This is a genomic window from Mesorhizobium sp. M0772 (genome assembly GCF_040320135.1).
Classification (GTDB): domain Bacteria; phylum Pseudomonadota; class Alphaproteobacteria; order Rhizobiales; family Rhizobiaceae; genus Mesorhizobium.
On sequence record NZ_JAMYPB010000014.1, the window covers coordinates 86,020 to 101,721 of the forward strand.

Sequence of the window (15,702 nt, forward strand, 5' to 3'; positions counted from 1 at the left end):
GACGAAGTGCCAGTTCCTAATCCGGACGAGAACCGTGATCCGCCAAAGCGAGGCGTGGTGACAGACTGAACAACGGGTTTGGTCCGGCATCCTCCTGCAAAGGCGTTTATCTCGCCGCCGGGTTCATGATCGCCAGTGAAATGCGACTGGATTTGGCTGCGCCGAATGCTTGACGGATTTGGTCTCGATAGTGTGGACCTATCGACGCTTCGCCAAGCCTCATTTTCCAAGTATCTGTTCGAACGTGCATTGCTTCGGGCTTTTGTCAGGACGCCATCGCAGAAATTTGGTGCCATGACGGAAACGATCGCCGGTGACATGATCGAACCGCACCTCCGCCACCAGTTCGGGCCGCAATGGCTCCCATTGTCCGCTTCTTTCCGTGCTCCACCGACTGGGACCGCCCGGCGCTTTTCCCGTGAAGCCAGGAGCCGATCGCAAAGCTTCAAGTTGTCGCGTAAGCTTGGCCCTGTCCTCCCGGGCAATCGTCGAAGTGAACCCGACATGGTCGAGTTGCCCCTGGTCATTGTACAGGCCAAGCAACAGGGAGCCGACTTCACGCGAATTCGCCAGGTAGCGGAACCCTCCGACGACACAATCGGCCGTGCGCAGGCGCTTGACTTTGACCATGGCGCGCTCGCCGGGCCGATATTCATCATCGAGAAGCTTGGCAACGACCCCGTCGGTCGAACCTTGTCCGGATTGGCCAAGCCATCTGCCTGCCGCCGCCAAATCACGCGTTGCCCGAGACAGTTCGAGATCCTTTCGCCCGGCCGACTTCACGAACAGTTCGAGTGCAGCGCGCCGAACCGAGAGCGGCTGCTGCATCAAGGCGCCCTCGGAGGTCGCCAACATGTCAAAGAGGATCAGCTTTGCCGGCGTCGCGACCGACAGTTTCCGGATCCTGCTTTCCGCCGGATGCAGCCGCATCTGCAAGGCGTCGAAAGAAAGAGAGCCTGCAATTTCGATGACGATCTCACCATCGACCACGAACTCTTTTGTTTTCAGTTCATGCAACATCGCGACGACTTCCGGGAAATACCGCCCTAACGGCTTGCCGGATTTTGCACGCAACTCCACGGCCGCGCCGGCTTTAAAGGCCAGGCAGCGGAACCCGTCCCATTTGGGTTCGTATTGCCATCGGCCAGCATCGGCCGGCAACGTGTCGGCAGCCTTTGCTTCCATCGGCGCCGTGCTCAACGCCACGCCGAAAGACGATTTTACACTCGTCGGCAGATCGCGAGAGATGGCAGATTCGCCCGTCATGAAAGTTCCGTGGACAACGATGGAGATCGACTCAACGCAGCACTGGTGCCGGTTTTGGAAAAATCATGCTTCAACAGGGTTAGGTCATGATGAGATTTCAACCAGATCTCATCATGACCTGGGACGGTCTACTCGGCAGCCTGCATGTTGATCTTGCTTTCCGCCATTTCGGTGAGCTTGCGATCGGTCGCCTGCTCTTCCTTCAGGTTCTTGGCCAATACGTTGGCGCAGTCACTGCGGCCAAGCTGCTTGGCCCAGGCGATGAGCGTGCCATATCTGGTCATCTCATAATGTTCGACCGCCTGCGCCGAGGCTATCAGTGCCGCGTCTAGGACCTCCTTGTCGTCGACGTCGCCGCTCACATCGTCGGCTTCTTCGAGAATGCCGTCTATCGCCGGGCAGTTGACCTCCTTGGCCTTGACGCCATGCAATTCGAACACCTGTTCGACGCGCTCGATATGGCCTTTGGTCTGCTCGAGGTGTTTTTCGAATCCGGCCTTCAATTGCGGATCGGTTGCCTTGCCGATCATCTTCGGCAGCGCTTTCTCGATCTGCTTTTCGGCGTAATAGATGTCGCGCAGCGTGTGCACGAAGAGATCGTCGAGTGTCTTGATGTCCTTCGAAAAGAAGCCCATGGCCTTACCTTTCATTGTGCAGAAGTTCGGGTTCGGCGGCGGCTTGCCCGCCACCCGCGGAGGCCGGGAACTCGTCCCGGCTTGCTGGTCAACGCACCGGTGCTGGAGGAGTTCCTGATTCCGAGCCGGCCGTTACTCCTTTTCGAGACGTTGCGGTCCATCTCCGGAGGAGCTTTGACCCGATCACACGTTCCATGGTCCAGCGAGGACCCTCAGGCGCACGCCGGCGCGGAAAAACTGACGGCCAGGAGAGCCGAAACGTGCTGTGCGCCGCAAGCTCTCGCAGGCGATGGCTGCTTCGGCAGATGCAATGCCAGCGTCGGGCGCGCACTATTGTCGGGAGAACTCTTGGTCAAGTATGCGAAAGCCCTCTTCATATTTGGCCGCCGACGCTCCGACCTGCCTCGACTGCCAGATGTTGTCCTCCAGATCGGCGCGTTTTACGGGGAGCGCCACTGGGTTCGACGCAGCCCGCCGGACAAAGGCGAAATACTCCTCATCCGGACTGCGCGACATGGCATCGACCGCCGCGGCAATTGTCGGTCCGAAGCCTGCTTCTTCGAGCTTGGCGCGGGTCCAGCCTTCGCCTTTCTCCAGAACGTCATGAAGGTAGGCAACAGTCTTCTGATCGATTGTCTCGACAGCGTCGACGACACGGCGGCAATGCTCGATATAGGGCCGCCCGGTCTTATCGCGCTGCGACGCGTGAACCTCCTCCGCAATCTTTGCCGCCTGGTAGAAAATGCTCATCGCGCCTGTCCTTACCGTGATTGTCTCTGCCTGATGAAACCTATTCGACGATGTGTGGCGTGTGTCGCTTGTCCTCGGCAGGGTTGACATCGATACGGGCCTTTTCCGGATCGAAAGCGCCGTGACCTGCAATAGCCAGAGCGGCCGCATCGGGCGTTTCGTAGGCCCACATGAAATCGTCGGAAGAACTGCCGACGGCGTGGACACGCCAGTAGCTTGCGGTGCCTTTAAGCGGGCACCGGGTGGTGGTGTCGGTCTTTTCCAAAAGATCGAAATAGATGTCCTCGAAGGGGATATAGAAAACGGGCTCGTGCCCGTCTTCACGCAGGACCTTCGCCCGCTCCGTAGCTGCGACGATGGCGTCGGAAAACCGCACCGTCACCGTGCCGGAAAACGGTTCTATGGCCAATCGGCCAAGGTTTTGCTGTGAAGTTGCGCCTGAAGTTTGCATTTGGATTTCTCCCTGGCGATTACCGCAAGATCGGTCATGCTTGGAGACGAAATGCGCGGCGGCGCTTCAGGTTCCGGCATGTCCGATGAACCTGAATTGCAGCCGGACTTAAAGCGCCTATCGGTTGCCGTATCCAGCAGTACTCGTCCATAAGGCGCGGTGAAATGCTCGTCCAACCCATTCGAAGACTTTAGAAGGACGACACGGTCGTCGCTTCCGTGGAGCGTCAGGGCTGGCGCCGAAATGATCTTCGCCGCTACTTGCCGGCGGGCGAGTTCGTGGCTGGAGATGCTCCAGCTGTTTGGCCGTCGTCAGCTGCCGCCTCATGTACGGGCTCCGGGGCGGCCTCAGTTGCTGCCAAGTGGGCCGCAAGGTCCCTATAGACCTTGTCCCTGCCGCCATCGTGTTTAGCGATCAGGCCAAGTAAGTCATGACGGCTTAGCTTTGCAATCTTCATTAGGAATTCGAATTCGTGCTTCGGAATCGAGGCTGCTAAGCGATCGAGTTTGGCCCGCCGGGTCTCTTTGGACACATGTGCTCCTATGTATCCAGCCATGCGAGGCACGTACTCGAAGGCCCGCCATTGTCTTGATGGCGGGCCTTCGGGCGGCCGAAGCCGCTAGGTCCATCGGCTACTTGTTGCAATTTTGCACGGTCGAGGTCGTTGCGCCACTTGCAGTGTTGTTATCGATGTCATTGCCTGCGGCGTCCTTGCAACGGTCGGTCATGCCGTTCGATTTTGTAGTCGAGTTTGTGGAATTCGGATCGGTTGGCACGGCCGCATTCCCGCTGCCAGTGCCATTGCCAGCGGCGCCGCCGCTGCCAAGAGTTCCAGTACCCGTTCCATTACCCGTGCCAGCCGTGCCGCCAGCACCCGTTCCATTTGTCTGCGCCAAGGCGGAACCGGCCAAGGCAATAGTTAGCACCGACGCGGCTAGAATTTTCTTCAACATTGGAGTCTCCGTGTTTGAATCGCCGAATTGCGATCGCTTTCCCAACGACAGGTTTTTCTCATTGTTCCCGGCGTAATGGATTGTGATCCGCAGCAGCCTTCGTCGAGGTGGACACTCTTGACGGCGCACGAATTGTGATGAGACCTGACAAGGGCAGGATGGGCTTTGTTCAACACCAAAGCGATATGTTGGGCGCGGCTGCATGCATCCGTCGCGGATCGCGATGCGGAATGTGGGCAAGACGGGTTACAACAGAAGCGGCGATCAGAGCTGCGAGCGAACCCGGCCGCCTTGATGTTAATCTGACGGTTGAATCTCAAGACCATTCCGACGCAGGAGCAGAACGCATGCCGGCTCGATCCGAAGGATTTACAGTCGCTCTGGCTCACAACGGGATGCACGAACGCAGGCGGCCGCTGCGCTCTATCGACACAACATCGAACAAACCGGAATCGATGACCGGGCAGTGATCGGCGCGGAGCTTACCGACCCCTCGGGAAAGATCTGGGGTGGAATTTGGGGCAGAACGGAACTGGGGCTCCTGTTTCTCGACATGTTCTTCTTGCCTGAAAAATTGCGTGGCCGATCCTATGGATCACAGCTTCTTATGGCGATCGAGGAGGAAGCCGTTAGGCGTGGATGCAAGAGAGCCGTCGTCGAGACGAGCAGTTTCCAGGCGCCTCAATTTTACCGGCATCATGGGTTTGAGGAATTCGGCAAGGTCGAATTCGTTATTCCAGGACACGCCCGCATCTTCCTTCGCAAGAACCTGCAGTAATCTTTGCGGAGGCGCCATCTGCACGAACGGCTGTTCGCCGGCAAAACGCCGGCGCCTTAGCCCTCCCAGCCGTAGCCATCTACTCCCGAAGGTCCTTTTGCCCTTTCCATCCAGGAAGCTCGGTCATCGGGCATAGCAGCCGCGGTCGCGCCGGATCGGAGATATCGAGTTTATCCCAGGGAATGCGGTACAGGCCGTCGCGGCGGCGCAGCCGAAGCAGGTCGAGCATCGCGATGCCGATGGTCGAGGCCGACAGACGCTCGAACGCGGCGTAGATGCCAACGTGGAATTCAGTAACGACGAGCTCGTCGCCACGCCGTTCGGCGAGAATCTCTTCGATGTGACCGATGCTCTTTCCGCGCTGCGAGAGCACGCGTCGCCCGGCAAGATGTTCGAGGTTGACTGTCCTCATCATCACGCTCCTGGGATGCGCCCGATGACATGATCGCGCAACCAGTCCTGCCAGGCGAAAATCGACGTCTCGCCCACCTCGATGTCACATTCGATGTCGAGCCCGTTGTCCTGCACCTTTTTCCACGCAATCCTGTGTGGCTCGGCGTGGCGTTTGCCACCCACCCTCGTCGCCAGTTGCGCCATCCATTCCCCGGGCCGCGCGCCAAGGCGGCGCGCCAAAGTGATGGAGCCGAGTTCTATCGCGACAATCCTTGGTGGTTTGCCCCGCCGCAACTCGGCCACCACTCCGTCGACCTTGCCGATCTTGACCCGCCGGCGGTCGAACACCTGCTTGTCCAGGAGATTACGCATCAATTCCATCATGTGCCTCCGAATATCTGCAGCGGAATCGTCACCACGGCGAGCACGAAGGCAAGCGCGATAATGAAGACAACGGCGGCATTCGAAATGATGCCGTTGCGATGTTCGCCGACATAGCGTTCGTCATTCAGCAGGAAGAGAAATGGAACTACCGTCAGCGGAAGGCTCGCCGCCGTTACCGCCATGGAAAAGATGGTCAGCCTCAGTGGGTCGAGGCCAAGCATGATCGGAATGGCGGCCAAAAACAATGATGCCGTATAGACGGCACTGAAGCCCGGATCATCGCGCGGCTTGCGATCCTCGCCCCAGGTCCAGCCAAAGCCCTGCGCCACCAGATATGCCTGTTGCAACCCGACTTCGAGTGCGGCGCCGAAACAGGCAATGGCGAGCGAGGCAACGAATAGAACGAACCCCCAGAAGCCGAATATAGGGATCAGCATCAACGGCAGTTGGTGATAGTCGTCCACCTGGTCGATGCCGCGCGTCGCGAGAACGAGAGCAGCGACGATCAACACGCCGATCGAAATGGTCCCACCGAAGGTCATGCCCAGCCCGGCGATGGCACGATTGGCCCCAAGGTGGCTTTCATCCCATTTGTCCTCGATAGCTCCCGAGGAATAGAACATGAAAAGATAAGGCGATATTGACGCGCCGAGAATGCTGGCCGCCATGAACCAGTAATTGATGGCATCGTGAGCCGGCAGCGAAGGCACGGCGCTGCCAGCGACCGCTGTCCAGTCGGGCTTTAACATCACCGCACCAACCACGAAGCACAGCGTCACGAGGCCGAGGACCGAAACGCCTTTCTCGATAAAGCCAAACGTGCCTTTCCACAGCAGCAACCATGCCAGCAACGCCACCGGCAGTGCCCACCACTGGAAGCCTATGCCGGTGGCAAGTTCGAGTGCGATGGCCACACCGCCGATCTCAGCGGACAGCACCATGAAATTGACGAGAAAGACGACGAGCAACGGCCATAGGAAGACGTTGAACCCAAATCTTTCACGAATGCCCTCTGAGATCGTGTGATGGCTCATCGCGGCGAACCGACCGGCCATTTCAACCAAAAAGATGATGCATATGGTGCCGAGAACTATGGCCCAGATTAGCTGGAATCCGAAGGCGGCACCCGCCTGCGTCGCCGTAGCCATCGACCCGACTTCGAGGAAACCTCCGACACTGGTGACGACGCCAAGCGATATTTCCAGAAGCTTCTTCACGGTTTTGGTCCGAAAGCGCTGGTGTAAGCGGCGGCGAGCGAGCGCATGGCCGCCCGAAGATCCTGTTGTGCGCTTTTCACCTCAGTGCGATTGTTCACCCGCAATCCCGCCTCGGCATGCGCCACCGCCACCGACAAACTGTTGACTGCTGCCGTCAGTCCTGCTCGCCCGGCTGGTTCAGCGGTCTCGGCCGATCGAATTTGCGCCTCGACCTCGGCCAACGTTTTTCCGACCGAGTGCAGTGCGGCCGTGGCATAGGCGGACGGTGCCGCTCCCTCCACCCAGGCATCCAGCACCATCGATACGGTCTGTGCCGCGGAGGCCGCTGTTCGTGATTGCTGCGCCACCTGATTGCATCCGGCCAACCCGGCTAGCATCAGAAGCAAGCACAGCCAGCCAACCGGAAAATGACGGTCGTTATGGGGTACAGCGCGCGTTGGATGCGCCACGCGGATTTCCTCCCCGGCCCGAACCAACTGCGTCCGGCATCAATGATCTAGAGCGCTCGGAGAGCTCGTCAAACGAAACCGACGACGAGCCTGTGAGGTCGGCTAGTCCAACGTAACAAAACGCTCCATCCCGGACAGCCGTTAAAAGAGGGGGGCCCGCGCTTCTCTTTGGCGCGGAGAAGCGCGGGCTGATCGGGCTGAGGGGATGACCCGATCGCGCAGCATCAACATGGGAGGGCAACAACGCTGCACGGTTCGAACTTCCAACCGGGCCACTTGTTCCAACTTCAACTGATCCGTTCTGAGTACTCAATCCATGCGTTCGGGGGGCCTTTTTGAAGGTAGGCCATGGCGAGTTCTCATGGCGTAGAACGGTTTTTGTCGCAACGGCCCATCCATGAATGCGCGCGACGACCGCGATGACGACCGTCGCCTGACCGTCATGACAGCGCACGATCAATCCAGCCCAAACGCCGCGGAACAATTGTGCCCACTCGTGGTTCCGATGGCACGAAGATGGAGGATATGATGACGGACGCCAAACTCGCTGTGGTGACCGGCGCCTCGAGTGGCATCGGAAGGGAACTCGCAAAGCTGTGCGCTAAAGACGGTTACGACCTGATCATCGCCGCCGACGAGCCGGCTATCCGGCAGGCGGCAGAGGCACTTGAGACCCGCAATGTAACGGTCGAAGCCATTGAGGCCGATCTGGCGACCGTCGAGGGCGCCGATCGGTTGATCTCCCAGATCGGCGATCGCGATATCGACCTGTTGTTTCTCAATGCGGGACGCGGGCTCGGCAACGGCTTCGTCGACCAGGACTGGCGAAAAGTCCGCCGGATCATCGACACCAATGTCACTGGAACGGTCTATCTGGCGCATGAGCTCGGCGCCAAGATGGCCCGGCGAGGTCGCGGGCGCATCCTGTTCACCGGATCGATCGCCGGCTTCATGCCCGGCACATTCCAGGCCGTCTACAACGGCACGAAGGCGTTCATCGATTCCTTCTCGATCGCGCTCCGCCATGAGCTGAAAGATAGCGGGGTGACGGTCACCGTGCTGATGCCTGGCCCTACGCAGACGCGATTCTTCGAGCGCGCTGAAATGATGGATACCAAGATCGGCACCGATGAAAAGGACAATCCGGCCGATGTCGCCAAAACGGGTTACGAGGCGATGATGGCCGGTGATGAACAGGTCGTCAGCGGTTGGAAAAACAAGCTGCAGGTTGCCGCCGCGCATGTCACGCCGGCAGCCACTTTGGCCGAACAGCACCGTAGGATGGCCGAGCCGGGGTCGGCGTCCAGCGACTGAGCTGATATTTCGCGTCATCAAACGGGCTGGCATTCGCAGAGACCGCATGTGCTGCGCGAGGCAATCTATCGCTGCCGCAAGGCGGCACCATCTCGTTTCCCGGCGTCTGTGTTGGCCTGGTCGATCACATCCCGTTTGGCGGCGATGAATGAGGGACCGGCTTTCCGGATGGGCCAGACGCATACGCAACGCTACCTGGAACCTTTATTGGCCATGGTCCAGAACGGCGCAATCGATCCCTCCTTGTGATTACCCCCGGGCCGATCTGAAAGCAGGGCCGGATCTCTACAAGACGTTCCGCGACAAGCAGGATGGCTGTATCAAAGTCGTGACGCGGCCTCACAGCTAAGACGGGCAAGGCGACCGACACTCACTGCAATCACAAGGGAACATTCGCGTCGACGGCCGGTTAGGTGCCACTTCCGTAACGGTCACCTGCCGTAAAGCGAGCCCATGATGAACCATGACCAGCATGACAATGTACCAGACGCAGCGCGCAGACTTGTCGTCGGAAGCATCGCGGGAGGAATTCTCGCCGCTTATGCTTCCACGACGTCAGCCGATACGGGAACAGTGCCTGCTAAAGCAGGCCCTGCGAGCCCGATGCTCAAACAGAATCCGGTGACGCAATATCACCAGCCGCCTTTCAAGCCACAGGAACAGAAGTGGCCGGGTTTGGCCAGCAAGATGGTGCCGCGCCCGGATCACGGCGAAACGACCTACAAAGGATCAGGCAGGCTTGCCGGCCGCAAAGCGCTGATAACCGGCGGCGATTCCGGTATTGGTCGTGCGGCGGCGATTGCATTCGCGCGCGAGCGTGCGGACGTTGCTTTCGGCTACCTCCCCGAAGAACAGGAAGACGCCGACGAACTGGTGGACCTAATAAAAGCGGCAGGTCAAAAGGCTTGCCGGCGATATCCGCAATGAGGCCTTTTGCAGAAAGCTGGCCGATGAAGCAGCAACGCCCCTCGGCGGTCTCGACATCCTGGTCAGCAACGCTGCCCGCCTCACTCGAGTCCACGGTCCTCAAAAAGGGCCGCCAGGCCCACCGCTCCTTAGGCGTGGTGGGCTTTCAGACTGTCTACAGGAGGAACCAATGGCTGGCGATGAAATAGAAAGAAGGCGACTGCAGATGTTGATCGAACAATATCTGGAGACCCGTAAGCGACGGCACGATTTCGTGTCGATCGCGAATGCCGAACTCGCGATCAAGGCGGTCATGCCGCATTGCCCGGTGTCAAACGCAGCGTTGGCAGAGATGATTGCCGCTGGCGCCGTCACTTACGGCCTTGGCGTCCTATTCGACGCGAGGCAAACCGAGGGCGAACTGCCCGTTGTTTGCTAGGCTCATCGCCTGACCAATCGTCGCGCGGTCGCGAAGTTTCGCCCAGCTCTGGAATACGCCAGACCGGGAGCATGCCAATCGTGCCGGCCGGATCGCAGGCACTTGCCGGCGACGTCGTCTCGGGCCTGGACCGAATGTCGTCGCATATCTGATGAAAAACCAGTGTCTTTGTGCAGTTACCGGACTTCTCGTTGGGTTGGCACCGCTCCGCTATCCTGGCGTCTTGCCAAAGCCGTCGGTTGAACACCGAGCATATTTCGCACGGCCTCGACCAGCGCGGCAGCCCACACGGGTTTTGACAGCATCTTGTGATGACGCAAATCCTGCGGAATGTCGGATGTTGTGTACCCACTGACGAAAACAAACGGAATTCCGCGTTGCGCTAGAAGAGGGACAAGGGCAGCGCTGGTCTCGCCGCCGAGACCAATGTCCAGGACAGCGGCAGATATGACTTCACTCTCGATCAGCTTTTTCGCGCGAGCAACGGACGGCACTGGCCCGGCGATGGCGAAGCCGGCCTCTTCCAGAATTGCGCGGTGCTCCTCCGCGACCAGCCATTCATCTTCGACGATAAGGATACGAGATGCAGTCACGTTTCGCTCTCCCGATGATCAAACGGAAACTCAATCCGCAAGCTCAAACCATCGGAACCGAAAGATGTTTCAAAATTTCCGCCAAGCCGATACTCAATTTCGCCCTTCACCAGCGAAAGACCAAATCCCGTCTTCTCAGGCGGACTGACAGCGGGACCGCCGCTTTCTAACCATTCGAGCTGAAAACCGTGATCCGACGCCGACCAAGTCACGGACACCACGCCGTTTGGCACGGACAAGGCGCCATATTTTCCAGCATTCGTGGCAAGTTCATGGATCACCATGCCAAGCGACAGGCCCTGCTGAGGCTTGAGGCGAATGTCCTCGCCTGTGGTGTTGATGCGTTCCAGCCCGAACGGCTCGACTTCCTGCCGCACGATTTCCTCGACCGAGACCTCTTTCCAGCTTTCGCGCGAGAGCACTCCGTAGGCCCGCGCCATGGCGCGCAGGCGACCGATGAGCGCTTCGGCGAAAGCCTCCGAAGAGGGAGCATTTTTCAGGGTCTGACTGGCAATGCTGACCGTAACAGCCAGCATGTTCTTGACCCGATGGTTGAGTTCCGAGATCAATACCCGCTGGTGGGCTTCGGCTTCAGCCATGGTCGTCACATCGACAAAGGTCACCACCACGCCCTGGATTTTCCGCGCGCTGTCGCGGTAGGGGATCAGCCGCACGAGATAGTGGATGCCGTTGCTATCGCGCGGCAGCTGGTGCTCGATCATCTCGCCGGCCCTGAAAACCTGGGCAATATGGTCGCGCAGGTGCGGATAATCGAGCCGGCTGGCAAGATCGGTCAGCGGTCTTCCGATGTCGGTCGGCAGCAAGTTGAAGAACGAAGACGCCGCCGGCGTGAAGCTGCGGATAACCAGCTTGGTATCGAGAAAAACAGTCGCGATCTGTGTGCTCTCGAACAGGTTCTTCAGATCGCTGTTGGCACGATCGAGATCCTCGATCTTGGAAACCAGTTCGGCATTGATGGTGTTCAATTCCTCATTGAGGGACTGCATTTCTTCCTTGGAGGCCTCGAGCTCCTCATTGGAGGACTGGGCCTCTTCGTTGACCGAGACGAGTTCCTCATTGGAAGATTTCAACTCCTCCAACGCGGTCTCATATTCTTCGATCGTCGATTGCAGGCGCTCGCGCGTATCGCGGAGCTCGCGTTCGAAATCAGCAATCCCAGATGCCACCGGCTGTCGAACCTTTAGAGCCTCCAGCCGGGGCTGCGGCTGGCCCACCGGCTCGAACAGGACGAGAAACAGCGGCTCGCCGCTGCCGCGATCAGTCAAGGGCTCGATCGTCAATGTGACGAATTGGACACGATCTTCATCTTCTTCAATGGCTATCGCTTCGCGCACAACCGTGCGCCGGCCCTCGGCGGCTTCCCGCAAAGCGCCGCGCAATTCCAGACGCAGGCCGCTGCGTGCCATTGTGAGCAATTGTCTGCTCGGCACCCCTTGCGGCGGCTCGAGATATTTGCCGGTTCGGACCGAGTAATAGACTACATCTCCATCACCATTGACGACGACGTGAGCCGGAGCGAAGCGTTCGAGAACCTGCGCTTCAACGGTTTGCCTTAGGGAATAAGACAAGCCGCGGCGGGCATGTGTGTCATTGGCGCTGGAAAAGTTGGTTGCAGGCGCAGCATTCAACAAGATCGGCAGCCGCGGCGGCGCCGAATGTTCTCGTGCCTTGAAGATCCGTTGTTTCTTGTCGACCGGTGCAAACAGGTCGGCATGCTGGCTTATGCTTTCGGAGGTGCCAAGGAACAGATAGCCACCGGGCTTCAGCGAATAGTGGAAGGTCGGAATAACCTGCTTTTGCACATCGGGGCCGAAATAGATCAGGAGGTTCCGGCACGACACCATGTCCATGCGCGAGAAGGGTGGATCGCGGATGACGCTGTGCGCCGAGAAGATGCAGAGATCACGTACGCTCTTGCTCAAGATGAAACTTGTGCCGTCATTGCTGAAGAAGCGTTCGCGACGTCCAGGCGAAACGCCCGCAAGCAATGACTCCGGATAGCGCGCCGAACGTGCGATGCCCAGCGCCGCGTCATCGATGTCCGTGGCGAAAATCTGGATGCGCGGCACAGCCGAAAGTGTATCCATATGCTCGCGCATCAGCATTCCGATCGAGAAGACTTCCTCGCCGGTTGCGCAGCCGGGCACCCAGACGCGGATCGTATCGTTGGCGTCCTTGCCTTCGAAAAGTTTGGGGATGACGGTTTCTTCCAGGGTCTTGAAAGCGTCCGTGTCGCGGAAGAAATTTGTCACGTTGATCAGCAGGTCGCGAAACAGCGACCGCACTTCCTCCGCATTTGAACGAAGCAACTCTATATAGGCATCGATCGCGGTGTTCTGTGTTATTTGCATGCGTCGCCTGACGCGACGCAAGAACGTCTTGGCCTTGTAGCCCGAGAAATCATGTCCCGAATGGCTGCGCAGGATCGCGTAGATTTCCTCCTGGCCCTTGCGGAGTTTCAAAGCACTGGCCTTGCCATCGTCAGCTTCAAGCTCGTCGAGCAGTTCAAAGCTGTGGGCAAATTCCATGAGTTTCGCACCCATCTCATCGGCTGGGATGGCGATATCGATCAGACCGGAACTGATCGCGCTGCGCGGCATGTCGGGATTGCTCGGACCCGACTCGTCGGAGAGTTGCGCCAGCGTCAGGCCGCCATGCTCCTTGATTGCCTTGATGCCCAACGTACCGTCGGAATCGCCGCCCGACAGGACGACGCCGACGGCGTATTCGCCCTGATCCTCGGCCAGCGCGCTGAAAAAGATATCGATGGGCTTGCGCTCCCTGGACACCGAATTCGGTTGGCGCAGCTTTAGGCTGGAATTTTCGATGGTGAGGATCGCGTTGTGCGGCATCACGTAGACGGTGTCAGGATGGATATCCATTGCATCTTCAGCGACACGAACCGGAATTCCGGTGTAAAGCGCAATCACTTCGTGCAGCAGACTTTCCCGTTCCGGGCTGAGATGCGTGACGATCACGAACGCCATCCCGCTCGAAGACGGCATCCCGCGAAAAAATCCCTCCATGGCGGCAATGCCGCCCGCAGAGGCGCCAATACCGACTATGGGGAACCTCGGCAGCTTTTGCATCAATTGTCCTGCTTCAGTGAAATGCAACGCGGCAGCGCTGATTTCGATCCAATGTGTAAACCGTTCCTGGTCGAATTCCCATCCCGCACCGCCGATAGCCACGGAACCGATGGACGCGATCGCCGTTTAAAGCCCGGAGGGCTGCTATGTTATTAGGCATGCGAATTCTGCTCGTCGAGGACGAATTCTTGCTGGCAAGCGAACTTGCCTCCTATTTCAGCGATTGTGGGGCGACCGTTTTGGGGCCGGTGTCGTCAGTCAGCCGGGCTCGACGATATATCGATTCAGCGGATGGGGCGGTGCTGGACATCGACCTCAACGGTGAGACTGTTTTTCCCCTCGCCGATGAGCTGACGGACAGAGGCATCCCGTTCGTATTCTTCTCCGGAAACGATCAGATCACCCTGCCGGAGCGGTTCCGGTACACCCAAAACCTCTCCAAGCCGGCCGGATTCAGGACGGTTGCCGGGATCCTCGCCGCGCAATCAACAGCGCTTGGCGAAGACAACGTTTTCCGCGCTCTTCCAAAACTGAGGCTGTCCGCGCGGCTGCTGCTGGGCGACCCACAGGCGGCCGATCGCCTCGTCGAACGGACATTGAAGGCGGCGCTGGAGGAGCGGTTGTCGACGCGGCATGACCTTCCCTTGAGCGAATGGCTCAATACGCTCATGGAGGAGGTGCTCCGCAACGACAGGTCTGGAATCATGAATTAAGATTGTCCGATGGTTTGCCGCAGGCCGCCCTGTCGACCGCCCCCGCTACGGTACCCCTCCCCAAGAGCGCTTCGCTTCGTCTTGCAAATACGGCCGCATTCCTGCTAGAAATCGTCGTGGCCAAACCTCCGCAAACCAAACCTGACTCATTCCGCGATCCTGTTGAGGGCGACGCACTCGCAGCGTTGCTCGACGAAATCGCGGAAGAGGAAACACCTGAACGGCTGTTGAAACTCGCCCTTGAGCTGCAGCAGCAACTGCTGTTGTCAAAGCAGCTGAAAAACCCCAACTGAACGGCCTGCAGCTAGGCATCTTGATTTGCCTCGAGTTCCACGATGGCGTCATCGCCTCGTTCGCCAGACCCCTGGTGCGGTAATCTTTCAGCGCTCGATGTGGGCGAAAGCCAGTCTCAATAGCTCAGCCGTTCTGCGCCCAGAAAGCCCTGATCCCATCATGGCGCCGATGAGACGACCTGGAAAATCAGGGCCGACTTGGGTCGCAGCCCGAGGTCGATCACTGCTGCCCTGGCATCTCGGTATTTTCTTGCGGGCTCTTTTTGACGCCGGCCGCGGGTGATGTCTCGGCGGGGGCATTGCCGCCTTGGTTCTGTTCCGGGGTGCGCTTTACCGGCGATGTCTGCCACGATCCGCCTGAAAGGGGTATGAACACAAAGAAGGCTAGCAGGGCGACGAAGATCACAGCCGCAATGACGACGCCCCACCCGAGTACATTTCGGGTGCCACGCTGTTCTTCCTTCCGGGACACATGCTCCGTCATCACTGGACTCCTTTGTGTCGTTCGATGAGGTACAAATTTATCGTGCAGATCGACCGCACGGTCTGCTCTTCCCCGGCGCCGGCCACCGGCACAGCTGAAGAAAGCTGAAGCTAATCTTCTCCAGCTTTTCGGCTGCCTGGTTTGGCGACCCGCTTTGGCGTTTCCGGCACTGCCGGTTTCTGCTCGGGTGCAGGCGGATTGACCGCCTCATGCGCCAAACGGGCTTTGCGCAATCGCGCCGTTTTCTCTTCCCGCGCTTTACGCTCGGCTTCCATTACTCCTTGTGCGTAGAGGGTGGCTCGTGCGTCTCTGTCGTTTGCGGATCCACTGGCCGCCATAGTCAGCCCTCCGCCTTGTAATTTCTTGCTTCCTTCTTGGCGCCGTCTTTGCCGTGCTCGGCTGCAAGCTCTTTGGCCTGCCCGGGTGACACGTCGGTGACTTCGGCCAACTTGATTGCCTCTTTTTCAGAGAGATCACTGTCCTTTCGCGTGGGGTTCCTTGTCATCGCAGATCTCCTATCAGAGCCCAAACGACCGGACCGTCGGTGTGTTCCGTGGAACCTTCGATAGTCCAC

Annotated in this window: 18 protein-coding genes and 1 pseudogene; 6 read left to right on the forward strand and 13 right to left on the reverse strand. The window is 58.9% G+C overall.

Annotated features, from left to right (window positions below; genetic code table 11):
- Window positions 1-219: 219 nt before the first annotated feature.
- From NKI06_RS12530 to NKI06_RS12550, 5 genes are all read right to left on the reverse strand, one after another.
- Window positions 220-1,266, reverse strand: coding sequence for an ATP-dependent DNA ligase (locus NKI06_RS12530; RefSeq protein ID WP_023826403.1), 1,047 nt, complete (start codon window positions 1,264-1,266; stop codon window positions 220-222).
- Between the two features lie 128 nt (window positions 1,267-1,394).
- Complete coding sequence (locus tag NKI06_RS12535; RefSeq protein WP_023668075.1) at window positions 1,395-1,901, reverse strand: YciE/YciF ferroxidase family protein; 507 nt, start codon at window positions 1,899-1,901, stop codon at window positions 1,395-1,397.
- Window positions 1,902-2,231: 330 nt separating this feature from the next.
- A complete protein-coding gene (locus tag NKI06_RS12540) occupies window positions 2,232-2,651 on the reverse strand; it encodes an HD domain-containing protein (RefSeq protein WP_352985525.1) in 420 nt (139 codons plus the stop codon).
- A 40-nt stretch (window positions 2,652-2,691) separates the two neighbouring features.
- Window positions 2,692-3,102, reverse strand: coding sequence for a DUF427 domain-containing protein (locus NKI06_RS12545; RefSeq protein WP_352985527.1), 411 nt, complete (start codon window positions 3,100-3,102; stop codon window positions 2,692-2,694).
- A 632-nt stretch (window positions 3,103-3,734) separates the two neighbouring features.
- Window positions 3,735-4,055 carry a hypothetical protein gene (locus NKI06_RS12550; RefSeq protein WP_352985529.1) on the reverse strand — a complete coding sequence of 107 codons (321 nt, stop codon included), beginning with the start codon at window positions 4,053-4,055 and terminating at the stop codon, window positions 3,735-3,737.
- Between the two features lie 466 nt (window positions 4,056-4,521).
- Here NKI06_RS12550 and NKI06_RS12555 point away from each other — a divergent pair, with 466 nt between their 5' ends.
- Window positions 4,522-4,833: a GNAT family N-acetyltransferase gene (locus NKI06_RS12555; protein WP_352985531.1), complete on the forward strand. Its 312-nt coding sequence runs from the start codon at window positions 4,522-4,524 to the stop codon at window positions 4,831-4,833.
- A gap of 79 nt (window positions 4,834-4,912) precedes the next feature.
- Here the strand turns inward: NKI06_RS12555 and NKI06_RS12560 are convergent, their stop codons facing one another.
- From NKI06_RS12560 to NKI06_RS12575, 4 genes are read right to left on the reverse strand one after another with little or no spacing between them, the layout of a single operon-like run.
- Complete coding sequence (locus NKI06_RS12560; RefSeq protein WP_352985533.1) at window positions 4,913-5,245, reverse strand: hypothetical protein; 333 nt, start codon at window positions 5,243-5,245, stop codon at window positions 4,913-4,915.
- Between the two features lie 2 nt (window positions 5,246-5,247).
- On the reverse strand, window positions 5,248-5,607 hold the full coding sequence (locus NKI06_RS12565) for a hypothetical protein (RefSeq protein WP_352985535.1): 360 nt from the start codon (window positions 5,605-5,607) through the stop codon (window positions 5,248-5,250).
- Window positions 5,607-6,827: an NRAMP family divalent metal transporter gene (locus tag NKI06_RS12570; RefSeq protein WP_352656289.1), complete on the reverse strand. Its 1,221-nt coding sequence runs from the start codon at window positions 6,825-6,827 to the stop codon at window positions 5,607-5,609. Before NKI06_RS12570 ends, NKI06_RS12565 begins: the two co-directional genes overlap by 1 nt.
- Complete coding sequence (locus NKI06_RS12575; protein WP_352985537.1) at window positions 6,824-7,276, reverse strand: hypothetical protein; 453 nt, start codon at window positions 7,274-7,276, stop codon at window positions 6,824-6,826. Before NKI06_RS12575 ends, NKI06_RS12570 begins: the two co-directional genes overlap by 4 nt.
- A 528-nt stretch (window positions 7,277-7,804) precedes the next feature.
- Between NKI06_RS12575 and NKI06_RS12580 the strand changes: the two genes are divergently transcribed.
- The 3 genes and pseudogenes from NKI06_RS12580 to NKI06_RS12590 all read left to right on the forward strand — a co-directional run bounded on the left by NKI06_RS12580 (window position 7,805) and on the right by NKI06_RS12590 (window position 9,935).
- The gene (locus NKI06_RS12580) at window positions 7,805-8,590 is read left to right on the forward strand and encodes an SDR family NAD(P)-dependent oxidoreductase (RefSeq protein WP_352985539.1); all 786 of its coding nucleotides are present in this window, start codon (window positions 7,805-7,807) and stop codon (window positions 8,588-8,590) included.
- A 603-nt stretch (window positions 8,591-9,193) separates the two neighbouring features.
- Window positions 9,194-9,596 (forward strand): annotated as a pseudogene (locus NKI06_RS12585) (SDR family NAD(P)-dependent oxidoreductase); the annotation flags it as partial.
- Between the two features lie 90 nt (window positions 9,597-9,686).
- A complete protein-coding gene (locus NKI06_RS12590; RefSeq protein WP_352985571.1) occupies window positions 9,687-9,935 on the forward strand; it encodes a hypothetical protein in 249 nt (82 codons plus the stop codon).
- A gap of 176 nt (window positions 9,936-10,111) precedes the next feature.
- Here NKI06_RS12590 and NKI06_RS12595 read toward each other — a convergent pair whose 3' ends face one another.
- Window positions 10,112-10,528, reverse strand: coding sequence for a response regulator (locus tag NKI06_RS12595; RefSeq protein WP_352985540.1), 417 nt, complete (start codon window positions 10,526-10,528; stop codon window positions 10,112-10,114).
- Window positions 10,525-13,638 carry a CheR family methyltransferase gene (locus NKI06_RS12600; protein ID WP_023736052.1) on the reverse strand — a complete coding sequence of 1,038 codons (3,114 nt, stop codon included), beginning with the start codon at window positions 13,636-13,638 and terminating at the stop codon, window positions 10,525-10,527. Before NKI06_RS12600 ends, NKI06_RS12595 begins: the two co-directional genes overlap by 4 nt.
- Window positions 13,639-13,796: 158 nt before the next feature.
- On the opposite strand from NKI06_RS12600, the gene NKI06_RS12605 reads away from it, so the two are divergent.
- Window positions 13,797-14,351 (forward strand): response regulator, encoded by a 555-nt coding sequence (locus NKI06_RS12605; RefSeq protein ID WP_050588792.1) that lies wholly within the window; start codon window positions 13,797-13,799, stop codon window positions 14,349-14,351.
- 2 nt (window positions 14,352-14,353) lie between these two features.
- Window positions 14,354-14,644 (forward strand): hypothetical protein, encoded by a 291-nt coding sequence (locus tag NKI06_RS12610; protein WP_031204075.1) that lies wholly within the window; start codon window positions 14,354-14,356, stop codon window positions 14,642-14,644.
- A 220-nt stretch (window positions 14,645-14,864) separates the two neighbouring features.
- Here NKI06_RS12610 and NKI06_RS12615 read toward each other — a convergent pair whose 3' ends face one another.
- Window positions 14,865-15,128, reverse strand: coding sequence for a hypothetical protein (locus tag NKI06_RS12615; RefSeq protein ID WP_023736053.1), 264 nt, complete (start codon window positions 15,126-15,128; stop codon window positions 14,865-14,867).
- A gap of 340 nt (window positions 15,129-15,468) precedes the next feature.
- Entirely contained in the window at window positions 15,469-15,633 is a 165-nt protein-coding gene (locus NKI06_RS12620) for a hypothetical protein (RefSeq protein ID WP_023668056.1), read from the reverse strand.
- Window positions 15,634-15,702 lie beyond the last annotated feature (69 nt).